We start from the raw sequence: 21,122 nt of genomic DNA, 5'->3' as shown, positions 1-21,122 counted from the left end.
GGCCGCCGTGGTGCGAGCGGCTCCGGCACGCGCCGGCACCGCCGTGACGCGCGGCGTGCAGACCGGCGACCCGTTCGGCAACCGGCCGACCAGCCCGCTGATCAAGGTGTCGTCCGGCGAGCGCGGCATTGCCGGACGCATCGGGCGGTTGTTCGGGGTGTTCAAGTCGTCGGGCTGAGGGCAAGAGCGGCTACATTGCCAGCCCTATGCCCGTCTCCTCCGACACGCTGCTCGGCGACCTGCTGAAGCGCGTCTCCCGTTCGTTCTACCTGAGCCTGCGCATGCTGCCGCCGGGCCTGCGCGCGCCGGTCAGCCTGGCCTACCTGTTGGCCCGCGCGGCCGACACCCTCGCCGATACGCCCGGCCGCCCGGCATCGCAGCGGCTCGCGCAGTTGCTGTCGTGGCGCGAGCAGGTTGCTGGCACCTCGCCCACGCAGGCGATCGACGCCGGCAGCCCGGCCGACGCCGGTGAGGCCGCGCTGATGGCCGCGCTGCCCGAGGCGCTGGACCTGCTACGACACCAGCAGCCCGCCGACGTCGCCGACATCCGCCGCGTCGTCACGACGCTGACCGACGGCATGTGCTTCGACCTGCAGCACTTCGAACACGGCCGTGCCGGTGCGCCGGTGCCGCTGCAGACCCGCGCCGAGCTGGATCGCTACACCTGGCTGGTGGCCGGCTGCGTCGGCGAGTTCTGGACCGACATCGCGATGCGCCACCGGCCCGAGCTGCAGGCGTGGCCGCGCGACGCGAGGGTCGCGCAGGGCATCGCCTACGGCCAGGCGCTGCAGCTGACGAACGTGCTGCGCGACGCCGCCGAAGACCTCGCGAACGGCCGCTGCTACCTGCCGGCCGAACTGCTCGCGACCCACGGCCTGCAGGTCGGCGACCTGCTCGATCCGGCGCGCCGCGCAGCAGCCCGGCCGCTGCTGCTGGCGCTGAGCGCGCAGGCGCTGGCCGGCTACCGCGCAGGCGCCGCCTACGTGCTGCAGATCCCCGCGGGCAGCCTGCGCCTGCGGCTCGCGTCGCTGTGGCCGCTGATGCTCGGGCTCGCATCGATCGAGCTGCTGCTCACCGCGCCGGGCTGGCTCGATCCGTCACGGCGCATCAAGGTGACGCGCGGCGCGGTCTACCGGATGCTGCTGCGTTCGCTGCCGACCGCGCTGTCGACCGCTGCACTGCGGCGCTGGACCGATGCGGCGCTTGCGCGCGTCGAGGCGGCCTGCCACGCCTGATCCCTTCAACCCACCCGACGAGACGCCCGATGAACCGATCGCGATGGATGACGACCCTGGCCGTGGCCCTGGGCTGGATGGCGGCCGCGGCATCCGCCGCCGAACCGGTGCCGCCGTTCACCGGCCGGCACCACCCCTTCACGCCGACCAGCGGCAAGGTCGTCGGCGTCTACGTGCCGAACTGGCAGCCGCAGGACCTGCTCGACCGCGTGCCGCCCGGCAACCTGACGCACCTGCTCTACGCCTTCCTGCACCTGTGCGGCCCCGGCCAGCTGCCGCAGGACGCCGCGGCCTGCGAGGGCAAGGCCGATTTCCAGCTCGCCACCTCGACGCGTGACGACGAGTTCGATGCCGTCTTCGCCCGCTTCAAGCAGCGTGCGCCGCACGCCAAGGTGCTGGCCTCGGTGGGCGGCTGGGGCGGCTCGGACCCGTTCTTCCACCTCGTGAACGACCCGGCGCGGCGCGCGGTGTTCGCCGCCTCGGTCACGCAGTTCCTGCAGACCCACCCGGCCTTCGACGGCATCGACATCGACTGGGAGCACCCGACCTCGAACGGCAGCGCCAATGGCGTCGCGCTGGGCACGCCGGCCGACGGGCAGGGCTATGCGGACCTGATGGTCGACCTGCGCCGCGCGCTCGATGCACTCTCCGCGCAGACCGGCCGCCGCTACCTGCTGACTGCCGCCATCAACACCACCGAATCGCTCGCGACGAAGGTCAACCACGCCGCTGCGGCGAAGGTGATGGACCTCGTCTTCATGATGACCTACGACTTTGCCGGCGGCTGGACGCCGCTGGCCGGCCACCACACGCCGCTCGCGAGCCCGACGCCGGACACCAACGACAGCCTCGAAGGCGCCGTGCGCGTGATGACGAAAGCCGGCGTGCCGGCGCACAAGCTGGTGGCCGGTATCGCGATGTACGGCCGCGGCTTCGTCGGCGTGAAGGGCCTGGGGCCGAACGGCTTCAACGGGGTGCCGCGCACCGGCGTGTTCCCCGGCAAGGAAGGCGACATCACCTACCGCGAGCTGGCCGGCGGCTGGCTGGGACCGAAGGGCACCGGCACGCAGGGCTGGAGAACGGTGTACGACCGCATCACGCAGTCGTACACGCTGTGGAATGCGCGCGAGCAGCAGATGATCGGCTACGACGACCCGCGCAGCGTGCGGCGCAAGGGCCGCTTCGCGGTCGCGCACGGGCTGGCGGGCGTCTTCGCGTGGGAGCTGTCGCAGGACAACGGCGACATCCTGAACGCGATGAACCTCGGGGTCGGGCAGACCCCGGGTCCTGCTCAGGCCAAGCCGCTCAAACGGCCATGATCGACACGCTCTTCGTCACCAGGTAGGCCTCCATCGCCTCCGGGCCGCCTTCGGTGCCGTAGCCCGAGTCCTTGACGCCGCCGAACGGCATCTCGGCCACCGGCGCGGCCGGCTGGTTGACCCACAGCATGCCGACCTCCAGGCGTTGCGACAGCAGGTGCGCGTTCTTGATCGAGCGCGTGAAGGCGTAGCTGGCCAGCCCGAACGGCAGGCGGTTGGCTTCGGCGATCGCCTCGTCCAGCGTGTCGAAGCCGCGCACCGCGGCCACCGGGCCGAACGGTTCGTTGTTGAACACGTCGGCGTCGAGCGGCACGTCGGTGAGCACCGTCGGCGCGAAGAAGTTGCCGCTGCTGCCGACGCGTTCGCCGCCGGTCGCGACCGTCGCGCCGCGCTTGCGGGCGTCGTCGACCACCTTGGCCATCGCGCCCAGGCGGCGCGCATTGGCCAGCGGGCCGAGCGTCGTGCCTTCGGCCAGGCCGTCGCCCAGCTTCAGCTTCTGGGCATGCGCCACCAGCGCCTGCGAGAACTCCGCCTTCAGGCTGTTGTGCACCAGGAAGCGCGTCGGCGAGATGCAGACCTGGCCGGCATTGCGGAACTTCGCACCGCCGGCGGCCTTGACCGCGAGCGCGACATCGGCGTCGTCGGCGACGATCACCGGCGCGTGGCCGCCCAGCTCCATCGTCACGCGCTTCATGTGGCGGCCGGCCAGCGCGGCCAGTTCCTTGCCGATCGGCGTCGAGCCGGTGAAGGTGACCTTGCGGATGACCGGGTGCGGGATCAGGTAGGCCGAGATCTCGGCCGGGTTGCCGAACACCAGGCCGAGCACGCCGGCCGGGATGCCGGCATCGACGAAGGTGGCCAGCAGCGCGGCCGGCGAAGCCGGGGTTTCTTCGGGCGCCTTCACCAGGAACGAGCAGCCGCTCGCGAGCGCCGCACCGAGCTTGCGCACGATCTGGTTGATCGGGAAGTTCCACGGCGTGAAGGCCGCGACCGGGCCGACCGGCTCCTTCAGCACCAGCTGCTGCGCGGCCAGGTTGCGCGACGGCACGATGCGGCCGTACACGCGGCGGCCTTCGTCGGCGAACCAGTCGATGATGTCGGCGCCGGCCAGCACCTCGACGCGCGCCTCGGCCAGCGGCTTGCCCTGCTCCTGCGTCATCAGGCGGGCGATGCCGTCGGCGCGTTCGCGCAGCAGCGCGGCGGCGCGGCGCATCAGGTTGCCGCGCTCGTGCGCGGGCGTTGCGCGCCAGGTCTCGAAGCCGCGCTGCGCGGCGGCCAGCGCGCGGTCGAGGTCGGCCGTCGATGCATGCGCGACCTTGCCGATCGGCGCACCGGTGGCGGGGTTCAGCACGTCCAGCGTCTTGCCGCCGGCGGCGTCGACCCATTGGTTGTCGATCAGCAGGCGGGTGTCGGGGTAGGTGGTGTCGCTCATGGGCTTTCGCGTAGTCGTCGAAGCGGGGAAGGGCGCCATTGTCGGCCTTCCTCCAAGCCCCTTGCCGCACGCGGCCCTTCAGGCGGACTGGATCACGCCATGCGCCGAGGCAGGCGTCGATGCCGGTGCCTTCGGCCGGCAGTTGCGCTTCTTCTCGAGCCAGTAGACGACGTTGCCGGTCACGACGATGCTGCCGGAGATCACGGTGGAGGCGGCCAGCACGGCGGCGTGGCCCACCAGCTGGGTGATGCAGTCATTGGTGCTGCATGAGCGGCCGGCATTGACGTCGGCCACGTCGAGCACCATCTGGCGCGCCATGACCTGGCATTCCTCGTCGTAGACGTGGATGGTGCGCGGGTAGGCGCAGCCGAACGACGCGGTGGCGGCCGTCACCGCGATGAACAGCGTGCGAAACCGTGGCAGGCAAGGGGTGGTGTGGGGCATCGGGTGGCCTCGTCGGGGGGTCATCGATTCTGTCGTGTGCCGGGCACGCGTTTGTCGCCGGTGGGGCGGTTCATATGTCCATATACTGTATGAAAGCACAGTATTCATCCCGCGATGCTCCCCCCCTATGCCGAGCTGCACTGCCGCAGCAACTTCAGCTTCCTCACCGGGGCCTCGCACCCCGAGGAACTGGTGAACCGCGCCGCCGACCTCGGCTACGCGGCGCTCGCGATCACCGACGAGTGCTCGCTGTCCGGCGTGGTGCGCGCGCACGTCGAGGCACGGCGCCGCCAGTTGCACCTGATCATCGGCAGCGAGATGCAGCTCACCTTGCCGGCGGGCGACCCGCATGCCCGGCTCGTGCTGCTCGCGCAGACGCGCCGCGGCTACGGCAACCTGTCGCACTGGATCACCGTCGCGCGGCGCCGCGCCGACAAGGGGCATTACCTCGCGCACCCGTCCGACCTCGAAGGCGGCGTGCCCGACGCGCCCACGCTGGCCGGCCTGCCCGAGTGCCTGGCGCTGCTGGTGCCCGATGCCGCGCAGCCGTTCGAGACGGTGTTCGCGCATGCGATGTGGCTCAAGACCTGGTTCCACGAACGGGCCGCGGTGGCCCTCGAGCGGTTGCACCGCCCCGGCGACGAGGAACTGCTCGCTATCGTGCTGCAGGTCGCGCGGCGGGTCGGCCTGCCGGTGGTCGCGTCCGGCGACGTGCTGATGCACCTGCGCTCGCGCAAGTCGCTGCAGGACACGCTGACCGCGACGCGGCTGAACCTGCCGCTCACCGAATGCGGGCTGCGGCTCGCGCCGAACGCCGAGCAGTACCTGCGCTCGCGCAGCCGGCTGGCCGGCCTCTACGAGCCGGCGTGGCTCGACAACACGCTGCTGCTGGCCGCGCAATGCACCTTCTCGCTCGCCGAGCTGAAGTACGAGTACCCGCGCGAGGTCGTGCCCGAAGGCATGACGCCGATCGCCCACCTGCGCCGGCTCACCTATGCCGGCGTGCCCAAGCGCTTTCCCGACGGGCTGAAGCCGGCGCACTCGAAGCAGATCGAGGACGAGCTCGCGCTGATCGAGCAGCTCGGCTACGAGGCCTACTTCCTGACGGTGGCCGACATCGTGCGCTGGGCGCGCGCGCGGGACATCCTGTGCCAGGGGCGCGGCAGTGCGGCGAACTCGCTGGTGTGCTACTGCCTCGAGGTGACCGAGGTCGATCCCGAGCGCGCGACGCTGCTGTTCGGCCGCTTCATCAGCGCCGAGCGCAACGAGCCGCCCGACATCGACATCGACTTCGAGCACCAGCGCCGCGAAGAGGTCATCCAGTACATCTACGGCAAGTACGGCCGCCACCGCGCGGCGCTGACCGCGGTCGTCATCAGCTACCGGCCGCGCAGCGCGGTGCGCGACGTCGGCCGCGCGCTCGGCATCGACCTGCAGCGCATCGACGCCGTCTCGAAGAGCCAGCAGTGGTTCGACGGCCGCGGCATCAGCCGCGAGCGCCTGCGCGAGAACGGCTTCGATCCCGATTCGCTGGTGGTGCGGCAATGGGCCGAGTTGACCGGCATGCTGGTGGGCTTTCCGCGCCACCTGAGCCAGCACCCGGGCGGCTTCGTGATCGCGCGCGACCAGATCGAGCAGCTGGTGCCGGTCGAGAACGCCGCGATGGACAAGCGCAGCGTCGTGCAGTGGGACAAGGACGACCTCGACGCGCTCGGGCTCATCAAGGTCGACATCCTCGCGCTCGGCATGCTCAGCGCGCTGCGCCGCGCGCTGGAATTCATCGGCCACAAGCAGGGCCGTGAATTCCGCATGCAGGACATCGCCGAGGGCGACGAACCCACCTACGACATGATCTGCCAGGCCGACACCATCGGCGTGTTCCAGATCGAGAGCCGGGCGCAGATGAGCATGCTGCCGCGCCTGCGGCCGCGAAAGTACTACGACCTGGTGGTCGAGGTCGCGATCGTGCGGCCCGGCCCGATCCAGGGCGGCATGGTCCACCCCTACCTGAAGAACCGCAACCTGCCGATCGCGGAGATCGATTGCCCCGAGCCGCTCTGGCCCGCGCTGGAGCGCACGAAGGGCGTGCCGATCTTCCAGGAGCAGGTGATGCAGATCGCGATGCTGGCCGCCGACTTCACTCAGGGCGAGGCCGACCAGCTGCGCCGCGCGATGGCCGCGTGGAAGCGCAAGGGCGGGCTCGGGCCGTTCCACGAGCGGCTGGTCGGCCGCATGGTCGCCAACGGCTACGCGCTCGAGTACGCGGAACGCATCTTCAAGCAGATGGAGGGCTTCGGCGAGTACGGCTTCCCGGAGAGCCATGCGGCCGGCTTCGCGCTGCTTGCCTACAACAGCAGCTGGATCAAGTGCCACCACCCCGATGCGTTTCTCGCGGCCTTGCTGAACAGCCAGCCGATGGGGTTCTACGCACCGGCGCAGCTGGTGCGCGACGCGCGCGAGCACGGCGTCGAGGTGCGGCCGGTCGACGTGGCGTGCAGCGACTGGGAGTGCACGCTGGAGTGGCCGCTCGACGAGGCCGCTCCGGGCGATGGGCTGCGCCCGGTGCGGCTCGGGCTGAACCGCGTCGGTGGGCTGTCCGAGGCGGCGGCGCAGCGCATCGTGGCGGCCCGCGAGCGCGGCGCCTTCGCGAACCCGGAAGACCTGGCGCGGCGCGCCGAGCTGAACGGCCACGAGCTGCAGTCGCTGGCGCAGGCCGATGCGCTGCACAGCCTGAGCGGCCACCGCCACCAGGCCGCCTGGGCGGTGGCCGGCATCGACACGCGGCCCACCGCGATGCTGCGCCGCACGCGCATCGACGAGCCCGCGCTGCAGCTGCCCGCGCCGGCCGAGGTCGAGGAGACGGTGGCCGACTACCACGCGCTCGGGCTGACGCTGAAGCGCCACCCGCTCGCGCTGCTGCGCCCGCAGCTCGAGGCCTTCCAGGTGCAGACCGCGGCCGTGCTGCGCGGCTACCCCGACGGCCGGCTGGCGCGCGCGAGCGGGCTGGTCACGCACCGGCAGCGGCCGCAGACCGCCAAGGGCACGGTCTTCATCACGCTGGAGGACGAGACCGGCGCCGTCAACATCATCGTCTGGCCGCGCGTGTTCGAGACCCAGCGCCAGGCCTTGCTCGCTGCGCGGCTGCTGACGGTCTACGGCCAGTGGCAGCGGCAGGGCGACGTGATGCACCTGCTGGCGGTCAAGATGATCGACCACACGCCGCTGTTGGGCGGCCTCATTGCACGCAGCCGCGATTTCCGTTGATTCTGGTTGATGCTGCCGAAGCCGCGGGCACACCTGGAAACGAAGTGTGAGCGCCGATTCGATAGAGTTCGGGTCTTTCTCTTGCATCGTTGACCGGCTACATGCTGTTCCTGCTCTCGCCCGCCAAGACCCTCGACTACGACACGCCGCTGCGCACCGCGCACGAGCCGACGATGCCGTCCTTCCTGCCCCGCTCGGCGGAGCTGATCCAGGTGCTGAAGACGAAGTCGGTGGCCGACATCGCGGCGCTGATGCACCTGTCCGAGCCGCTGTCGGCGCTCAACGTCGAGCGCTATGCCGCGTGGAGCCCGCGCTTCACCGACGCCAACAGCCGCCCGGCCGCGCTCGCGTTCGACGGCGATGTCTACGACGGCCTGAAGGCCCCGACGCTGAGCGACGCCGACCTGGCCTGGGCGCAGGACCACCTGTGCATCCTGTCCGGCCTGTACGGCGTGCTGCGCCCGCTCGACCGCATGCAGCCCTATCGGCTCGAGATGGGCACCGCCCTGCAGACGCCGCGCGGCGCCACGCTGTACGACTACTGGGGCGACACGCTGGCCGAGCACCTGAACGAGCGCCTCGCGGCCGATGCCAGCCCGGTGATCGTCAACCTCGCGTCGAACGAATACTTCCGCGCGGTGCGCCGCAAGGTGCTGAAGGCCCGCGTCGTCGAGTGCGTGTTCGAGGACTGGAAGAACGGCCAGTACAAGGTCATCAGCTTCTTCGCCAAGCGCGCCCGCGGGCTGATGGCGCGGCACGCGATCAAGAAGAAGCTCGCCACCCCGAAGGGGCTGGAAAAATTCAACGCCGACGGTTACCGTTTCGATCCCGCCGCGTCGCAACCCGACCGGCTGGTTTTTCGCCGACACCTGAGCTGAACCCACCATGAACAGCACGACCAAGCAGAGCATCACGCCCGAACTGCGGCAATGGATCATCGACCAGGCCAAGGCCGGTCGCAGCCCGGACGACGTCCTGAAGTCGATGATCGACAGCGGCTGGACCGAAGACGTCGCGATCGAGGCGCTCGAGGACACGCTGCAGGGCTTCCTGAAGGACCACGCGAAGGCGAACGGCCTGCCGGTGCCGGTGCCGGTGCCCGAGCCCGACCTGCTCGATTCGCCCGGCTCGGTGGTGGTCGACGGGCATGAGGTCAAGATCGTGATGACGATGCGCAACCCGCGCGTCGTCGTGTTCGGCGGGCTGATGACCGAGGCCGAGTGCGACGAGCTCGTCGCGCTGGCGCGCCAGCGGCTCGCCCGCTCCGAGACGGTGGTCACGACGACCGGTGCGAGCGAGGTCAATGTCGCGCGCACCAGCGAGGGCATGTTCTTCGGCCGCGGCGAGAACGACGTGTGCAAGCGCATCGAGGCGCGCATCGCGACGCTGCTGAACTGGCCGCTCGACAACGGCGAGGGGCTGCAGATCCTGCGCTACCAGCCGGGGGCCGAGTACAAGCCGCATTACGACTACTTCGACCCGGCGCAGCCGGGCACGCCGACCATCCTGAAGCGCGGCGGCCAGCGCGTCGGCACGCTGGTGGTGTATCTCAACTCGCCGAAGCGCGGCGGTGCCACGACCTTCCCTGACGTGAACCTCGAGGTCTCGCCGGTCAAGGGCAATGCGGTGTTCTTCAGCTACGACCGGCCGCACGCGATGACGCGCACGCTGCATGGCGGCGCGCCGGTGTTGGAAGGCGAGAAGTGGGTCGCGACGAAATGGATGCGCGAAGGAAAATTCGAGTGAAGTCGTAGCCCGGATGGAGCGCAGCGCAATCCGGGACGCGTTGCCTCTCGACGGCGTGAAGGTCGTCGACCTGACGCGGCTGCTGCCCGGGCCGCTGGCGGCACTGGAGCTGCAGCGCCTGGGCGCCGAGGTGCTGAAGATCGAAGGCCCGCCCGGCCAGCAGGACGGCGCGCGCGAGCTGTGGCGCACGGAGGCCGAACGCGCTGCCGGCGAGCCGGCGCTGATGTTCCGCCGCCTGAACGAGGGCAAGGCGCTGCGCACGCTGGACCTGCGCGACGAGGCCGATCGCGCCGTGCTGCTCGACGAGGTGGCGCGTGCCGACGTGCTGATCGAAGGTTTCCGCCCCGGCGCGATGGCCCGGCTCGGGCTCGGCTGGGATGTGCTGTCGGCGCGCAACCCGCGGCTCGTGATGTGCTCGATCAGCGGCTATGGCCAGACCGGGCCGTGGGCGCAGCGGGCCGGCCACGACATCAACTACATCGCGATGGCCGGCGTGCTGCACCAGCTCGCCGGGCCCGACGGCGAGCCGGTCGCTCCCAACTTCCAGATCGGCGACCTGATGGGCGGCACGCAGGCCGCGGTGGCGGGCATCCTCGCCGCCTTGCTCGCGGTGCAGCGCAGCGGCGCCGGGCGCCATGTCGACATCTCGATGACCCATGAAGTGCGCCGCCACCAGGTGCTGGCCGACGTGGTGGTCGCACAGACCGGCCGGGCGCCGGTGCCGGGCCGCGACCTGCTGTCCGGCGGTGCGCCGTGCTACGGCGTCTACCGCACCGCCGACGGCCGCCACCTCGCAATCGGCGCGCTGGAGCTGCCGTTCTGGCAGCGCTTGTGCGTGGCGCTCGGGCGGCCTGAGTGGTCGGACCGGCATTGGTCGCTCGGGCTGCAGGTCGGCAGCACCGAGTCGCTGGCCTTGCGCGATGCGCTGGCGGCCCTGGTGTTAACCCGAACCTTGTCCGACTGGTGGGCGTTGCTGGAACCGGTCGATGGCTGCGTCACACCGGTGCTGCGGCTTGACGAATGTCACGCTCATGCGCTGTTCGTAAATAAACGCTGAGGTTTCGTCAACGAGCGTGCTCGAGCCGCCGTTGTGCCTCCCGAGCGTGTTGCTCGACCTTTGCAAAGGAGCCCCCCATGACCAAACTCATCGCCGCGCTGATCGCCGCCACCTTCTCGCTGGGCGCATTCGCCCAAGCTGCTTCGGCCCCGGCCGCTGCAGCCCCGGCTGCCAAGGAAGCGGCTCCGGCCGCTGCCGACAAGAAGGCCGCCAAGAAGCCGGCCAAGAAGGCCGCCAAGAAGAAGGCTGAAAAGAAGGCCGCCTGAGATCCAGGCAGCTTTCCGGGCGTCAGCGCCCAAAGGCACAAGGAACCCGGCTCAGGCCGGGTTTTTTGTGGGCGGGTCTTAGGAGGACAGCAGGTGCAGCAACTGAGGCACCAGGCGCTCCAGCACTGACAACGCAAGCTTTACATCGGTCTCGCTGGGCTCGATGCCCTGGTACTGGTTGTTGCGCAGGTCGCGAATGGCATCGAGCTGGTCGAAGACAGCTTGGGTCACACCGGCGTATGCGCATGCTGCTTCGAGCGTCTGCACGTGGTGCCCCTCCGCACCGCCGGCACGCCAGCCGCGCGAGGACAGGATGGCCAGGCTGAGATTGAGGATGGCGTCGTAGGCGGCCCCCAGGCGGGTTGTCGTTGAATTCTCCTGGCGCTGGGCGTCGGCAATCTTGCCTTTGCTGATTCCGATCCAGCCTTGGATGGAGGTGCGGTTCACAGGCGCCCTGTGGAACACCTTGCTTCCCTCGTTGTAGAAGTCCTCAGCCTTGCGCAGCATTCAACTCTCCCTGGAGTGTGATGACGGGGTTGCGCAAGACTTCTGCGACGAACTCGTCTCCCGATCGTTTCGCTTCGGCCCATTGGTTCGCTGTGAAGGTCACCACGTTGACCGCGCGTCCGAGCGTGCGGCCTGCCGCCTTGAAATGAGCCTGGGCCTGCAGGCGGGAGGCATCGGTCACGAGCAGCAGGTCGATGTCGCTGCCCGCCTGGGCTTCGCCTCGAGCCGTGGAACCGAACACGGCTGCGGCGCTGACCGGGGCGTCGAGTTCAGCCAGGCGTTCGCGAAGCACGCGGACGACCTCGTTGTCCTGCTGGAGCAGCGCGCGCAATGGCGCGAGTGCCGGGCTCATCGAGGCGGCGTAGAGCGTCTGCCGGATTCCCGTGCGCCGTTCCAGCAGGCCGATGTCGGCCCAACGGCGAAGCCAGCGCGAGAGATTGCCTGGGTCCACCCCGGTCTCGGCGGCCAGTTCACGGGGCCCGTAGCCCTTGTCGGGATGCTCGAAAAGACAGCGCAATGCCTTGTAGCGACCGGCGCCTCCGAGGAGTTCGGACATGAGCTCGGTGTTCATGCACCGGTGTCCCGTGCTTCACTGCTTTGCATGTTGGTCATTCAACAACATTTGATGTCGAATGTACAACATTCTTTCGATTCGACTCACGACGTGAGTCGAAGCCAGGGGCGCCTCAAGTACCGGCGATCAGGCCCTCAGCCGCGGCTTCGCCGCCTCCACCGCGGTCGCAAACGGCCGGCTCGACGCGATGCGTTGCCACTTGCGCTCGTCCCAGGTCTGCGGCCCGGTCAGCGTCCAGCGAGCAATCGTGTCGCTCAGCTCGGCACGGGGCACGCGGCCGAACACCGGCAGCGATGGCTTCAGCAGGCGCAGCCCGCGGCGCAGCCGGCCGGGCAACGGTGCGTGCGATTCATGGCCCCAGTAGACGCAGCGCTTGTCGGCCCAGAAGGCCAGCCGCTCGAAATGCACGCGTCCGGCAAAACCGGTGTTCGCCGGCAGCAGCAGGAATTCATCGGGGAGCTCCACCACCGAGTACGACAGGTCGCCCAGGTGTTCGCCGCTGCCGTGCTGCACGAAGATCACGCGCTGAACGTCGGCGGCCTTGAAGCGGTCGACTTCGGCATCGTCATGAAAAACGACGATGTCCGGCCCTTGCCAGGCCGTATGCCAGGTGCTGTCCATGGGGTGTGTCTCTCGAGTCGAATGGGCGGGCGTCGACGGTACGCCCCATGACGGCTCGAGATGTATCCAGACGCGTCAGCTTGCAGGCGCAGCCCGCCACTCGCCGAACAACTGGATACAAATCAGGCTGTCTGTGAGTGCCGACTCCCTCGGCAACTGACAGACAGCCGAGACTTCAGCGTTTGGGCTGGGTCAGACGCGGGGCCGGCTTGGCGCCGCCTTCGCGGCGCGGACCATTGCCCGGCTGCTGCGGACGCGGGCCGCTCGGACGCGCGGCCGACGGAGCGGGTGCCTGRCCGCCACCGGTGCGGCCCTGGCCGCCACCGTTGCTACCACCGCCAGCGCCGGATCGCGCGGGGGCCGATCCACCACCGCCGCGGCTGTCGCGCCCGCGGCCGCCGCCACCGCCGTGGCCACCGCCACCACCCGCACCACGGCCACCACCACCGCCACCACCGGCATGCCGATGGCCACCGCGGCCGGCGCCTTCGCCGATCACCATGCGGCCGAGCACGATCGGCTCGGGGCGCTCATTGGCACTCGGCTCGAAGCCCGGCACGTTCTCCTTCGGGATCTCGCGCTTGATCAGCTTCTCGATGTCGCGCAGGAAGCCGTTCTCGTCGACGCACACCAGCGACACCGCCTCGCCCTGCGCACCCGCGCGGCCGGTGCGGCCGATGCGGTGCACGTAGTCCTCGGGCACGTTCGGCAGCTCGAAGTTGACGACGTGCGGCAGCTGGTCGATGTCGATGCCGCGCGCTGCGATGTCGGTCGCCACCAGCACCTGCAGGTCGCCGGTCTTGAAGTCGGCCAGCGCCTTGGTGCGCGCGCTCTGGCTCTTGTTGCCGTGGATCGCCATCGCGCTGATGTCCTGCTTCAGCAGGTGCTCGACCAGCCGGTTCGCACCGTGCTTCATGCGCGTGAAGACCAGCACCTGGTTCCAGTCGTTCGACTTGATCAGGTGCGTCAGCAGCTCCTTCTTCATCTCGCGGCCGACCGGGTGCACCTTCTGCGCGATCGCGTCGTTGGTCTGGTTGCGGCGCGCCACCTCGATCAGCGCCGGCTTGTTCAGCAGGCGGTCGGCGAGCGTCTTGATCTCGTCGCTGAAGGTGGCCGAGAACAGCAGGCTCTGCTTCTGCGCCGGCACGATGGCCAGCACCTTCTTGATGTCGTGGATGAARCCCATGTCGAGCATGCGATCGGCTTCGTCGAGCACGAAGATCTCGACGTGGCTCAGGTCGAGCGTGCGCTGCTGGTGGTGGTCGAGCAGGCGGCCGGGCGTGGCCACCAGGATGTCGACGCCCTTGCGCAGGCGGTCGATCTGCGGCTGCATGCCGACGCCGCCGAACATCACCATCGAGGTGAGTTGCAGGTATTTGCCGTAGGTGCGCACGCTCTCTTCGACCTGCGCCGCGAGTTCGCGCGTGGGGGTCAGGATCAGGGCGCGGATCGGCAGCTTGCCGCGTGCGTCGCGCACCGCCGGCTTGGCCGACAGGCGCTGCAGCATCGGCAGCGTGAAGCCGGCGGTCTTGCCGGTGCCGGTCTGGGCGCCGGCGAGCAGGTCGCCGCCGGACAGCACGGCCGGGATGGCCTGTGCCTGGATGGGAGTGGGAACGGTGTAGCCCTGTTCGTGAACGGCACGCAGCAGGGGCTCGGACAGGCCGAGGGTGTCAAAAGACATGGGGATCCATCAGGAGATCGGCCCGTCGCCGAGTACTTCGGCGCCAGTCGCAGGCAGACGATGAGGTGAGCGCGAGGCTCAGGTCAGGGATGACGGCAGCGAAGTGACTGGTGTCTGCGCTGGTGGGCGGATTCTACCTGCTGAACGCGATTTCATCGGCGGAACTGCCGGGTCGCGGCCGGCTTCATCGGGGCACCCGGGCAGGGCGGTTCGCGGAGCGGCGACAATACGACGTTGGCGCCGCGTTCTGCGGCCGGCCATTCCAGCTTCACCTCCCGCTCTTCCCGCTCTCCAGGACCACACGCCATGGCTCAGTACGTATTCACGATGAACCGCGTGGGCAAGATCGTCCCGCCCAAGCGCCAGATCCTCAAGGACATCTCCCTCAGCTTCTTCCCCGGCGCCAAGATCGGCGTGCTCGGCCTGAACGGTTCCGGCAAGAGCACGCTGCTGAAGATCATGGCCGGCATCGACAAGGACATCGAAGGCGAGGCCACGCCGATGCCCAACCTGCGCATCGGCTACCTGCCGCAGGAGCCGGTGATGGCGCCCGACCAGACGGTGCGCGAGGCGGTCGAGGAAGGCCTGGGCGGCTCGCTGGCCGCCAAGAAGCGCCTCGACGAGGTGTATGCCGAATACGCCGAGCCCGATGCCGATTTCGACGCGCTGGCCGCCGAGCAGGCCGAGCTCGAAGCCATCATCGCCGCCGCCGGCAGCGAGAACACCGACCTGCAGCTCGAGATCGCGGCCGATGCGCTGCGCCTGCCGCCCTGGGAGGCGGTGGTCGGCAAGCTGTCGGGCGGCGAGAAGCGCCGCGTCGCGCTGTGCCGCCTGCTGCTGTCCAAGCCCGACATGCTGCTGCTCGACGAGCCCACCAACCACCTGGACGCCGAGTCGGTCGACTGGCTGGAGCAGTTCCTGAGCCGCTTCAGCGGCACCGTGGTGGCCATCACCCACGATCGCTACTTCCTCGACAACGCGGCCGAGTGGATCCTCGAACTCGACCGCGGCCGCGGCATTCCGTACAAGGGCAACTACAGCACCTGGCTCGACCAGAAGGAACAGCGCCTCGAGCAGGAACAGAAGACCGAGGACGCGCGCACCAAGGCGATGAAGAAGGAGCTGGAGTGGGTGCGCCAGAACCCGAAGGGCCGCCAGGCCAAGAGCAAGGCGCGCCTGGCCCGCTTCGAGGAACTGAGCGACGTCGACTACCAGAAGCGCAACGAGACCAACGAGATCTTCATTCCGGTGTCCGATCGCCTGGGCCATGAGGTGATCGAGTTCAGCAACGTCAGCAAGAGCTTCGGCGACCGCGTGCTGATCGACGACCTGAGCTTCAAGGTGCCGGCCGGCGCGATCGTCGGCATCATCGGCCCGAACGGCGCCGGCAAGTCGACGCTGTTCCGCATGATCGCCGGCAAGGAGCAGCCGGATTCGGGCACCGTGAAGATCGGCCCGACCGCGAAGATGGCCTTCGTCGAGCAGAGCCGCGAATCGCTCGAAGCCGACAAGACCGTGTGGCAGGACGTGTCGGGCGGGCTCGACAACATCATCGTCGGCAAGTTCGTGATGCCGTCGCGCGCCTACATCGGCCGCTTCAATTTCAAGGGCAATGACCAGCAGAAGCTGGTGGGCAGCCTGTCGGGCGGCGAGCGCGGGCGCCTGCACCTGGCGAAGACGCTGGCGCAGGGCGGCAACGTGCTGATGCTCGACGAACCGTCGAACGACCTCGACGTCGAAACGCTGCGCGCGCTCGAAGACGCGCTGCTCGAGTTCGCCGGCAGCATCATGGTGATCAGCCATGACCGCTGGTTCCTGGACCGCATCGCGACGCACATCCTCGCCTGTGAAGGCGATTCGAAGTGGGTGTTCTTCGACGGCAACTACCAGGAGTACGAGGCCGACAAGAAGCGCCGCCTGGGCGAAGAGGGCGCCAAGCCCAAGCGCCTGCGCTACAAGGCGCTGAAGTAAGGACTTCTGCCGGTCAGAAGGCTCGCTGGCAGGTCGCCAGCTTGTCCTTCGCCGGCATCGACAGCATCCGGTTCACCTCGGAGTTGTAGGTGGCGCGGTAGCCGTCGCTCTTGCGCACGGCGGACAGGTCCGACTTGGTCTTGGCCGCCAGCTGCTGCAGCATCTCCACCCCCGGCTTCATGCTCTTCGGATCGACCGGCGTGCAGACGAACAGGACGGCATCGATGCCGGCCACCATCTGCTCGACGGCGTCGTCGGCATGGGCGGGCAGGCAGGTCACGAGGGTTGCGACGAGCAGCCCCGGAATGGCAAACGCGGATTTCAAACAGCAGTCCAACGGTGAGATGCCGCAACGGCATCGGATGGCAACCACCGATTGTCCCGAAGTTCCGGCGCTTGCGCCTTCGGGTACACGCGAATGGGGGGTGACCGTGGATCGTCTACTTCGTCACGGAACCGTCTTGAAACAGGCCGTTACACCGACATGTTCATGATGTCGGAGTAAGCCTGCACCAGCCGGTTGCGCACCTGCAGCGTGGCCTGGAAACCGATCTGCGACTTCTGCATCGCGACCATCGTCTCCTCCAGGCTCACCGTCGGGTTGCCCAGCGACACCTGGCGCTGCATCTCGTCGGACTTCAGCTGCGAATCGCTCACCGAGCGCAGCGCCTGCGTCAGCGCCTGCTGGAAGCCCGCGCCCTCGGTGGCCTTGCTGCTGTTGACCAGCGGCGTGCCGTTCGGGTTCATCCCCGCACGGGCCGCTGCCTGCGCGAAGTTGAAGGGCTTGAGGGTGACGTCCATGGAGTCGAACTGTAGACAAGACCCTGAAAGCGGATGGGGCGAACTGCGGGCCGTTTCCCCGGCTGTTCAACGCAATTGAAACCTCAAGTTTCCAAATAATCGCTTCATTCAGGCGGCCTGTGCCCGTCTACCTCAAGCGAACAACATGGACAACGCGGTCACCCTTGCCAATGCCAACCAGCTTGCCGCCCCGGCCGGTTTCGGCGCGCGCCTGGCCGCGCTGCCCGCCAGGAGCAAGGCGAGCCTGGGCCTCGGCATCGCGGCGCTGATCGCCGTGCTGGCTGCCATCACGCTGTGGAGCAGCCAGGGTGACTACAAGGTGCTGTACGCCAACCTGTCCGAGAAGGACGGCGGCGCGATCATCGCCCAGCTGTCGCAGATGAACGTGCCGTACCGCTATTCCGATGGCGGCGGCGCGATCCTCGTGCCGGCGGCACAAGTTCACGACCTGCGCCTGAAGCTCGCGTCGGCCGGGCTGCCCAAGGGCTCGATCGTCGGCTTCGAGCTGATGGACGGCGCCAAGTTCGGCCAGACCCAGTTCCAGGAGCGCCTGACCTTCCAGCGCGGCCTCGAAGGCGAGCTGACCCGCTCGATCATGGCGATGTCGGCCGTGCAGAACGCCCGCGTGCACCTGGCGCTGCCGAACCAGAACGGCTTCTTCCGCGAACAGCAGAAGCCCAGCGCCTCGGTGATGCTGACGCTGCACCCCGGCCGCACGCTCGACCGCTCGCAGGTCGCCGGCATCGTGCACCTGGTGTCGTCCAGCGTGCCCGAGATGAACCCGAAGGCCGTCAGCGTGCTCGACCAGACCGGCACGCTGCTTTCGGCCGCCAACGACGCCACCAACGGCGCCGGCCTCGACGCGCAGCAGCTGCAGTACGTGAACCAGATCGAGGCCAGCTACAACAAGCGCATCCTCGACATCCTCGAGCCGGTGATCGGCCGCGACAACCTGCGCGCGCAGGTCACCGCCGACATCGACTTCTCGCAGGTCGAGTCCACCGCCGAGGAGTTCAAGCCCAACCAGGGCGAGAACGCGCAGGCCAGCGTGCGCAGCCAGCAGAGCAGCGAGCAGATGGGCCAGAGCGGGGCCGGCGCCACCGGCATTCCCGGGGCCGCGTCGAACCAGCCGCCGGTGCCGGCGACCGCCCCGGTGACGGGCGCCGCCCAGCCGCTGCAGACCGCGCAGAACGGCGCTGCCAGCAACACCAACAGCCGCAAGGAAGCGGTCACCAACTACGAGATCGACAAGACCGTGCGCGTGACGCGCAACGCCACCGGCACCGTCAAGCGCCTGAACGCCGCCGTGGTCGTCAACCACCGCAGCGTGACCGACGCCAAGGGCAAGACCACCACCGTGCCGCTGACGCCCGACGAGATCGAGAAGCTCAACGTGCTGGTGCGCGAGAGCATCGGCTTCAAGCAGGAGCGTGGCGATTCGGTGAAGGTCATCAACGCGCCGTTCCGCATCGAGAAGATCGAGCCCGACACCACGCCGATCTGGAAGCAGCCGCAGACGCTGGACATGCTGCGCGCCGCCGCGGTGCCGGCCTCGCTGGCCCTGGTCGCGATGGTGATCGTGTTCGGCCTGATCCGCCYGGCCCTGAAGGCTGCGCTGCCGCAGCCGGTGTCGCCGGCCGATGCGCGCGGCAACACGCTGAATGCGATGGTCGACGATGCCGAGTCTCTGCCGAAGCTCGGCCACGAAGCCGACGCGAAACTGCCGATGCTCGAGGCGCCGCGCATCAGCCCGACGCTGATCGCCGCCCGCGCCTACGCCAAGGACAACCCCGCCGCAGTGGCCAGCATCGTGCGCGACTGGGTCAGCGGCGAAGCCGCCTGACGCCCGGCCCCCACAAGAACAACGGAACGGAACACGATGGACGCCAAGGGACTGGAAGACGCGGCAATCCTGATGATGTCGCTCGGCGAGGAGGAAGCCTCCGAGGTGTTCAAGCACCTCACGCCGAAAGAGGTGCAGGGCCTCGGCGAGACCATCGCCAGGATGAAGACCATCCCGCGCGACCGCGTGGAGACGGTGCTGGAGCGCTTCGCCACCCAGGCACAGGAGCAGAGCCTGCTCGTCACCGACAACGACGAATACATCAAGAGCGTGCTGCGCAAGGCGCTCGGCGACGACAAGGCCAACCTGCTGATCGACCGCATCCTGCAGGGCGGCGACACCAGCGGCATCGAGAGCCTGAAGTGGATGGACGCGAGCTCGGTGGCCGAGCTGCTGCGCAACGAGCACCCGCAGATCGTCGCAGCGATCCTGGTGCACCTCGATTTCGACCAGGCCTCGTCGGTGCTGAAGTGCTTCACCGAGCGCCAGCGCAACGAGGTGGTGGTGCGCATCGCCACGCTCGACGGCATCCAGCCGTCGGCGCTGAAGGACCTGAACGACGTGATGAGCAAGGTGCTGGCCGGCGGCGACAAGCTGCGCAAGGCCTCGCTCGGCGGCGTGAAGACCGCGGCCGAGATGATCAACCTGCTGGGCGGCAGCATCGAGACCGCGGTGCTCGACTACGTGCGCGAGGCCGACAACGAGCTGGCCCAGAAGATCATGGACAACATGTTCACCTTCGACGACCTGGAGAAGGTCGACGACAAGGGCATCCAGCTGGTGCTGAAGGAAGTGCAGTCCGAGTCGCTGGTGATCGCGCTGAAGGGCGCGACGCCGGAGATGCGCGAGAAGGTGTTCCGCAACATGTCCACGCGCGCCGCCGAGACGCTGCGCGAAGACCTGGAATCGCGCGGCCCGGTGCGCGTGAGCGAGGTCGAGGCCGAGCAGAAGGAAATGCTGAAGATCGTGCGTCGCCTGAGCGACGAAGGCCAGATCGTGCTCGGAGGCGGCGGTGATGACCAGTTCCTCTAAGCCGAACGGCCCGCGGCAGGTGCCGCCGCCGGCCGGCGCGAAGCCGACCAGCAACTACAGCCGCTTCATCCCGCGCGAGGAGCTGAGCTCGTTCGCGGCGTGGAACCCGGGCTCGCTGTCCGGCGGCCCCGAGGCGTCGAGCGCCGGCGTGCAACGCCCCGCGCCGCCGGCCCCGCCGCCGCCGAACCCGGCCGACGAACTGATGGCGCAGCTCAAGCAGGTGCGCCAGACCGGCTATCAGGACGGCTACCGCGACGGCCTGGTCGCGCTCGACGGCTTCAAGCAGAGCTACGCCGCGCAGGTCACCGCGCAGGTCGGCGCGATCGTGCAGGGCTTCGGCCAGCAGCTCGACGACCTGCAGCAGGACATGGCGCGCGCGCTGGCCGTCACCGCCACGCAACTGGCCAAGCAGATGGTGCGCAGCGAGCTGAGCATGAAGCCCGAGCTGGTCGCGGTGGTCGCGACCGAGGCGGTCGACACGCTGCTGCTGAGCGCCCGCCACATCACCGTGCGCGTGCACCCGGACGACCACGCGCTGGTCGCCCAGGGTGCGGCCGACGTGCTGTCCGCGCGCGGCGCGCGCCTGCTGTCCGACCCCGAGGTGCTGCGCGGCGGCTGCCTGGTCGAATCCGACATCGGCGTGATCGACGCGACGCTCGAGGCGCGCTGGCGCCGGGTCGCCGCCTCGCTCGGTTGCGAGCAGGAATGGGACGGCGACGACGCGCCGCTGCCCGAGATCGAAGAGGACGGTGAAGCCGCATGATCACCTCCCCGCAAGAAGCCAAGGCGGTGTCCACGACGGACAAGTGGCAGCGCTACCTCGGCGACCTGGAGAACTTCTCGGCGAGCGCGATGCCGCTGGAGACCCAGGGCACGCTGGTGCGCGTGGCCGGCCTGGTGCTCGAGGCCGCCGGGCTGCGCGTGCCGGTCGGCTCGGTCTGCGAGGTGCGCATGGACGGCCAGCCGCCGGTGCTGGCCGAGGTGGTCGGCTTCTCGGGCGATCGCGCCTACCTGATGCCCACCGGCGAGATCCACGGCCTGGCGAGCGGCGCGCGCGTCGTGCCGCGGCCGTCGCCGATCGTGCCGCTGCTGCTGGGCGCGACGCAACACCAATGGCGGCGCAGCGAAGACCGCACGCTGCACCTGCCGATGGGCGACGGGCTGCTCGGCCGCGTCGTCGATTCTCAGGGCCTGCCGATGGACCGCAAGGGCCCGCTCGGCAGCGAGCACAACGAGCAGCTGATCCGCCGCCCGATCAACGCGATGGACCGCGACCCGATCCGACAGCCGCTGGACACCGGCCTGCGCGCGATCAACGCGATGCTGACG

The 21,122-nt window shown here is 69.1% G+C and carries 19 protein-coding genes and 1 pseudogene; 12 read left to right on the top strand and 8 right to left on the bottom strand.

Annotated elements, in window-relative coordinates; translation table 11 throughout:
* Positions 1-206: 206 nt before the first annotated feature.
* Positions 207-1,235 (top strand): phytoene/squalene synthase family protein, encoded by a 1,029-nt coding sequence (locus AC1D1T_RS17895; RefSeq protein WP_477827595.1) that lies wholly within the window; start codon positions 207-209, stop codon positions 1,233-1,235.
* A gap of 29 nt (positions 1,236-1,264) precedes the next feature.
* Positions 1,265-2,554, top strand: a complete 1,290-nt coding sequence (locus AC1D1T_RS17890) for a glycoside hydrolase family 18 protein (protein ID WP_477827594.1) — start codon at positions 1,265-1,267, stop codon at positions 2,552-2,554.
* Here the strand turns inward: AC1D1T_RS17890 and AC1D1T_RS17885 are convergent.
* Together AC1D1T_RS17885 and AC1D1T_RS17880 are read right to left on the bottom strand one after the other, a co-directional pair.
* The gene (locus tag AC1D1T_RS17885) at positions 2,541-3,986 is read right to left on the bottom strand and encodes an NAD-dependent succinate-semialdehyde dehydrogenase (protein ID WP_047500451.1); all 1,446 of its coding nucleotides are present in this window, start codon (positions 3,984-3,986) and stop codon (positions 2,541-2,543) included. The genes AC1D1T_RS17890 and AC1D1T_RS17885 overlap by 14 nt on opposite strands.
* A 78-nt stretch (positions 3,987-4,064) precedes the next feature.
* Positions 4,065-4,430: a hypothetical protein gene (locus tag AC1D1T_RS17880; RefSeq protein ID WP_052211236.1), complete on the bottom strand. Its 366-nt coding sequence runs from the start codon at positions 4,428-4,430 to the stop codon at positions 4,065-4,067.
* A gap of 114 nt (positions 4,431-4,544) precedes the next feature.
* Here AC1D1T_RS17880 and AC1D1T_RS17875 point away from each other — a divergent pair, with 114 nt between their 5' ends.
* The 5 genes from AC1D1T_RS17875 to AC1D1T_RS17855 all read left to right on the top strand — a co-directional run bounded on the left by AC1D1T_RS17875 (position 4,545) and on the right by AC1D1T_RS17855 (position 10,763).
* Positions 4,545-7,694 (top strand): error-prone DNA polymerase, encoded by a 3,150-nt coding sequence (locus AC1D1T_RS17875; RefSeq protein WP_477827292.1) that lies wholly within the window; start codon positions 4,545-4,547, stop codon positions 7,692-7,694.
* A gap of 101 nt (positions 7,695-7,795) precedes the next feature.
* The gene (gene yaaA / locus AC1D1T_RS17870) at positions 7,796-8,572 is read left to right on the top strand and encodes a peroxide stress protein YaaA (protein WP_047501071.1); all 777 of its coding nucleotides are present in this window, start codon (positions 7,796-7,798) and stop codon (positions 8,570-8,572) included.
* A gap of 7 nt (positions 8,573-8,579) precedes the next feature.
* Positions 8,580-9,440 carry a 2OG-Fe(II) oxygenase gene (locus tag AC1D1T_RS17865; protein WP_047500456.1) on the top strand — a complete coding sequence of 287 codons (861 nt, stop codon included), beginning with the start codon at positions 8,580-8,582 and terminating at the stop codon, positions 9,438-9,440.
* A 13-nt stretch (positions 9,441-9,453) separates the two neighbouring features.
* Complete coding sequence (locus tag AC1D1T_RS17860; protein ID WP_477992243.1) at positions 9,454-10,497, top strand: CaiB/BaiF CoA transferase family protein; 1,044 nt, start codon at positions 9,454-9,456, stop codon at positions 10,495-10,497.
* Positions 10,498-10,574: 77 nt separating this feature from the next.
* Positions 10,575-10,763, top strand: coding sequence for a hypothetical protein (locus AC1D1T_RS17855; protein WP_465111039.1), 189 nt, complete (start codon positions 10,575-10,577; stop codon positions 10,761-10,763).
* Positions 10,764-10,841: 78 nt separating this feature from the next.
* On the opposite strand, the gene AC1D1T_RS17850 is transcribed toward AC1D1T_RS17855, so the two are convergent.
* The 4 genes from AC1D1T_RS17850 to AC1D1T_RS17835 all read right to left on the bottom strand — a co-directional run bounded on the left by AC1D1T_RS17850 (position 10,842) and on the right by AC1D1T_RS17835 (position 14,146).
* Complete coding sequence (locus tag AC1D1T_RS17850; RefSeq protein ID WP_465111040.1) at positions 10,842-11,270, bottom strand: hypothetical protein; 429 nt, start codon at positions 11,268-11,270, stop codon at positions 10,842-10,844.
* A complete protein-coding gene (locus AC1D1T_RS17845) occupies positions 11,254-11,841 on the bottom strand; it encodes a nucleotidyltransferase domain-containing protein (protein WP_465111041.1) in 588 nt (195 codons plus the stop codon). The genes AC1D1T_RS17850 and AC1D1T_RS17845 overlap by 17 nt, the downstream gene beginning before the upstream one ends.
* A 129-nt stretch (positions 11,842-11,970) precedes the next feature.
* Positions 11,971-12,465: a hypothetical protein gene (locus tag AC1D1T_RS17840; protein ID WP_047500464.1), complete on the bottom strand. Its 495-nt coding sequence runs from the start codon at positions 12,463-12,465 to the stop codon at positions 11,971-11,973.
* 175 nt (positions 12,466-12,640) lie between these two features.
* Positions 12,641-14,146 (bottom strand): DEAD/DEAH box helicase, encoded by a 1,506-nt coding sequence (locus AC1D1T_RS17835; RefSeq protein ID WP_477992242.1) that lies wholly within the window; start codon positions 14,144-14,146, stop codon positions 12,641-12,643.
* 306 nt (positions 14,147-14,452) lie between these two features.
* On the opposite strand from AC1D1T_RS17835, the gene ettA reads away from it, so the two are divergent.
* The gene (ettA, locus tag AC1D1T_RS17830) at positions 14,453-16,117 is read left to right on the top strand and encodes an energy-dependent translational throttle protein EttA (protein ID WP_465111043.1); all 1,665 of its coding nucleotides are present in this window, start codon (positions 14,453-14,455) and stop codon (positions 16,115-16,117) included.
* A 13-nt stretch (positions 16,118-16,130) separates the two neighbouring features.
* Here ettA and AC1D1T_RS17825 read toward each other — a convergent pair whose 3' ends face one another.
* Positions 16,131-16,442, bottom strand: a complete 312-nt coding sequence (locus AC1D1T_RS17825; RefSeq protein WP_477828696.1) for a hypothetical protein — start codon at positions 16,440-16,442, stop codon at positions 16,131-16,133.
* Positions 16,443-16,591: 149 nt separating this feature from the next.
* Entirely contained in the window at positions 16,592-16,918 is a 327-nt protein-coding gene (gene fliE / locus AC1D1T_RS17820) for a flagellar hook-basal body complex protein FliE (RefSeq protein WP_047500474.1), read from the bottom strand.
* Between the two features lie 145 nt (positions 16,919-17,063).
* Between fliE and fliF the strand changes: the two genes are divergently transcribed.
* The 4 genes and pseudogenes from fliF to AC1D1T_RS17800 all read left to right on the top strand — a co-directional run.
* On the top strand, positions 17,064-18,761 hold the full coding sequence (fliF, locus tag AC1D1T_RS17815) for a flagellar basal-body MS-ring/collar protein FliF (protein ID WP_477992241.1): 1,698 nt from the start codon (positions 17,064-17,066) through the stop codon (positions 18,759-18,761).
* Positions 18,762-18,797: 36 nt separating this feature from the next.
* Entirely contained in the window at positions 18,798-19,793 is a 996-nt protein-coding gene (gene fliG, locus AC1D1T_RS17810; RefSeq protein WP_465111045.1) for a flagellar motor switch protein FliG, read from the top strand.
* Positions 19,777-20,556, top strand: a complete 780-nt coding sequence (locus tag AC1D1T_RS17805; protein ID WP_465111046.1) for a FliH/SctL family protein — start codon at positions 19,777-19,779, stop codon at positions 20,554-20,556. Before fliG ends, AC1D1T_RS17805 begins: the two co-directional genes overlap by 17 nt.
* Positions 20,553-21,122, top strand: a pseudogene (locus AC1D1T_RS17800) (flagellum-specific ATP synthase FliI); the annotation flags it as partial. The gene AC1D1T_RS17805 and the pseudogene AC1D1T_RS17800, both read left to right, overlap by 4 nt.

The organism is Rhizobacter sp. P2_H3 (genome assembly GCF_056403355.1).
Note: the sequence above shows the minus strand (reverse complement) of the source record. Positions and strands in the feature narration are given on the sequence as shown.

Excerpts from the sequence above, each read along its gene's own strand:
- AC1D1T_RS17895 (WP_477827595.1), top strand. The coding sequence starts at position 207 with ATGCCCGTCTCCTCCGACACGCTGCTCGGCGACCTGCTGAAGCGCGTC.
- AC1D1T_RS17890 (WP_477827594.1), top strand. The coding sequence starts at position 1,265 with ATGAACCGATCGCGATGGATGACGACCCTGGCCGTGGCCCTGGGCTGG.
- AC1D1T_RS17885 (WP_047500451.1), bottom strand. The coding sequence starts at position 3,986 with ATGAGCGACACCACCTACCCCGACACCCGCCTGCTGATCGACAACCAA.
- AC1D1T_RS17880 (WP_052211236.1), bottom strand. The coding sequence starts at position 4,430 with ATGCCCCACACCACCCCTTGCCTGCCACGGTTTCGCACGCTGTTCATC.
- AC1D1T_RS17875 (WP_477827292.1), top strand. The coding sequence starts at position 4,545 with ATGCTCCCCCCCTATGCCGAGCTGCACTGCCGCAGCAACTTCAGCTTC.
- yaaA (WP_047501071.1), top strand. The coding sequence starts at position 7,796 with ATGCTGTTCCTGCTCTCGCCCGCCAAGACCCTCGACTACGACACGCCG.
- AC1D1T_RS17865 (WP_047500456.1), top strand. The coding sequence starts at position 8,580 with ATGAACAGCACGACCAAGCAGAGCATCACGCCCGAACTGCGGCAATGG.
- AC1D1T_RS17860 (WP_477992243.1), top strand. The coding sequence starts at position 9,454 with ATGGAGCGCAGCGCAATCCGGGACGCGTTGCCTCTCGACGGCGTGAAG.
- AC1D1T_RS17855 (WP_465111039.1), top strand. The coding sequence starts at position 10,575 with ATGACCAAACTCATCGCCGCGCTGATCGCCGCCACCTTCTCGCTGGGC.
- AC1D1T_RS17850 (WP_465111040.1), bottom strand. The coding sequence starts at position 11,270 with ATGCTGCGCAAGGCTGAGGACTTCTACAACGAGGGAAGCAAGGTGTTC.
- AC1D1T_RS17845 (WP_465111041.1), bottom strand. The coding sequence starts at position 11,841 with ATGAACACCGAGCTCATGTCCGAACTCCTCGGAGGCGCCGGTCGCTAC.
- AC1D1T_RS17840 (WP_047500464.1), bottom strand. The coding sequence starts at position 12,465 with ATGGACAGCACCTGGCATACGGCCTGGCAAGGGCCGGACATCGTCGTT.
- ettA (WP_465111043.1), top strand. The coding sequence starts at position 14,453 with ATGGCTCAGTACGTATTCACGATGAACCGCGTGGGCAAGATCGTCCCG.
- fliE (WP_047500474.1), bottom strand. The coding sequence starts at position 16,918 with ATGGACGTCACCCTCAAGCCCTTCAACTTCGCGCAGGCAGCGGCCCGT.
- fliG (WP_465111045.1), top strand. The coding sequence starts at position 18,798 with ATGGACGCCAAGGGACTGGAAGACGCGGCAATCCTGATGATGTCGCTC.
- AC1D1T_RS17805 (WP_465111046.1), top strand. The coding sequence starts at position 19,777 with ATGACCAGTTCCTCTAAGCCGAACGGCCCGCGGCAGGTGCCGCCGCCG.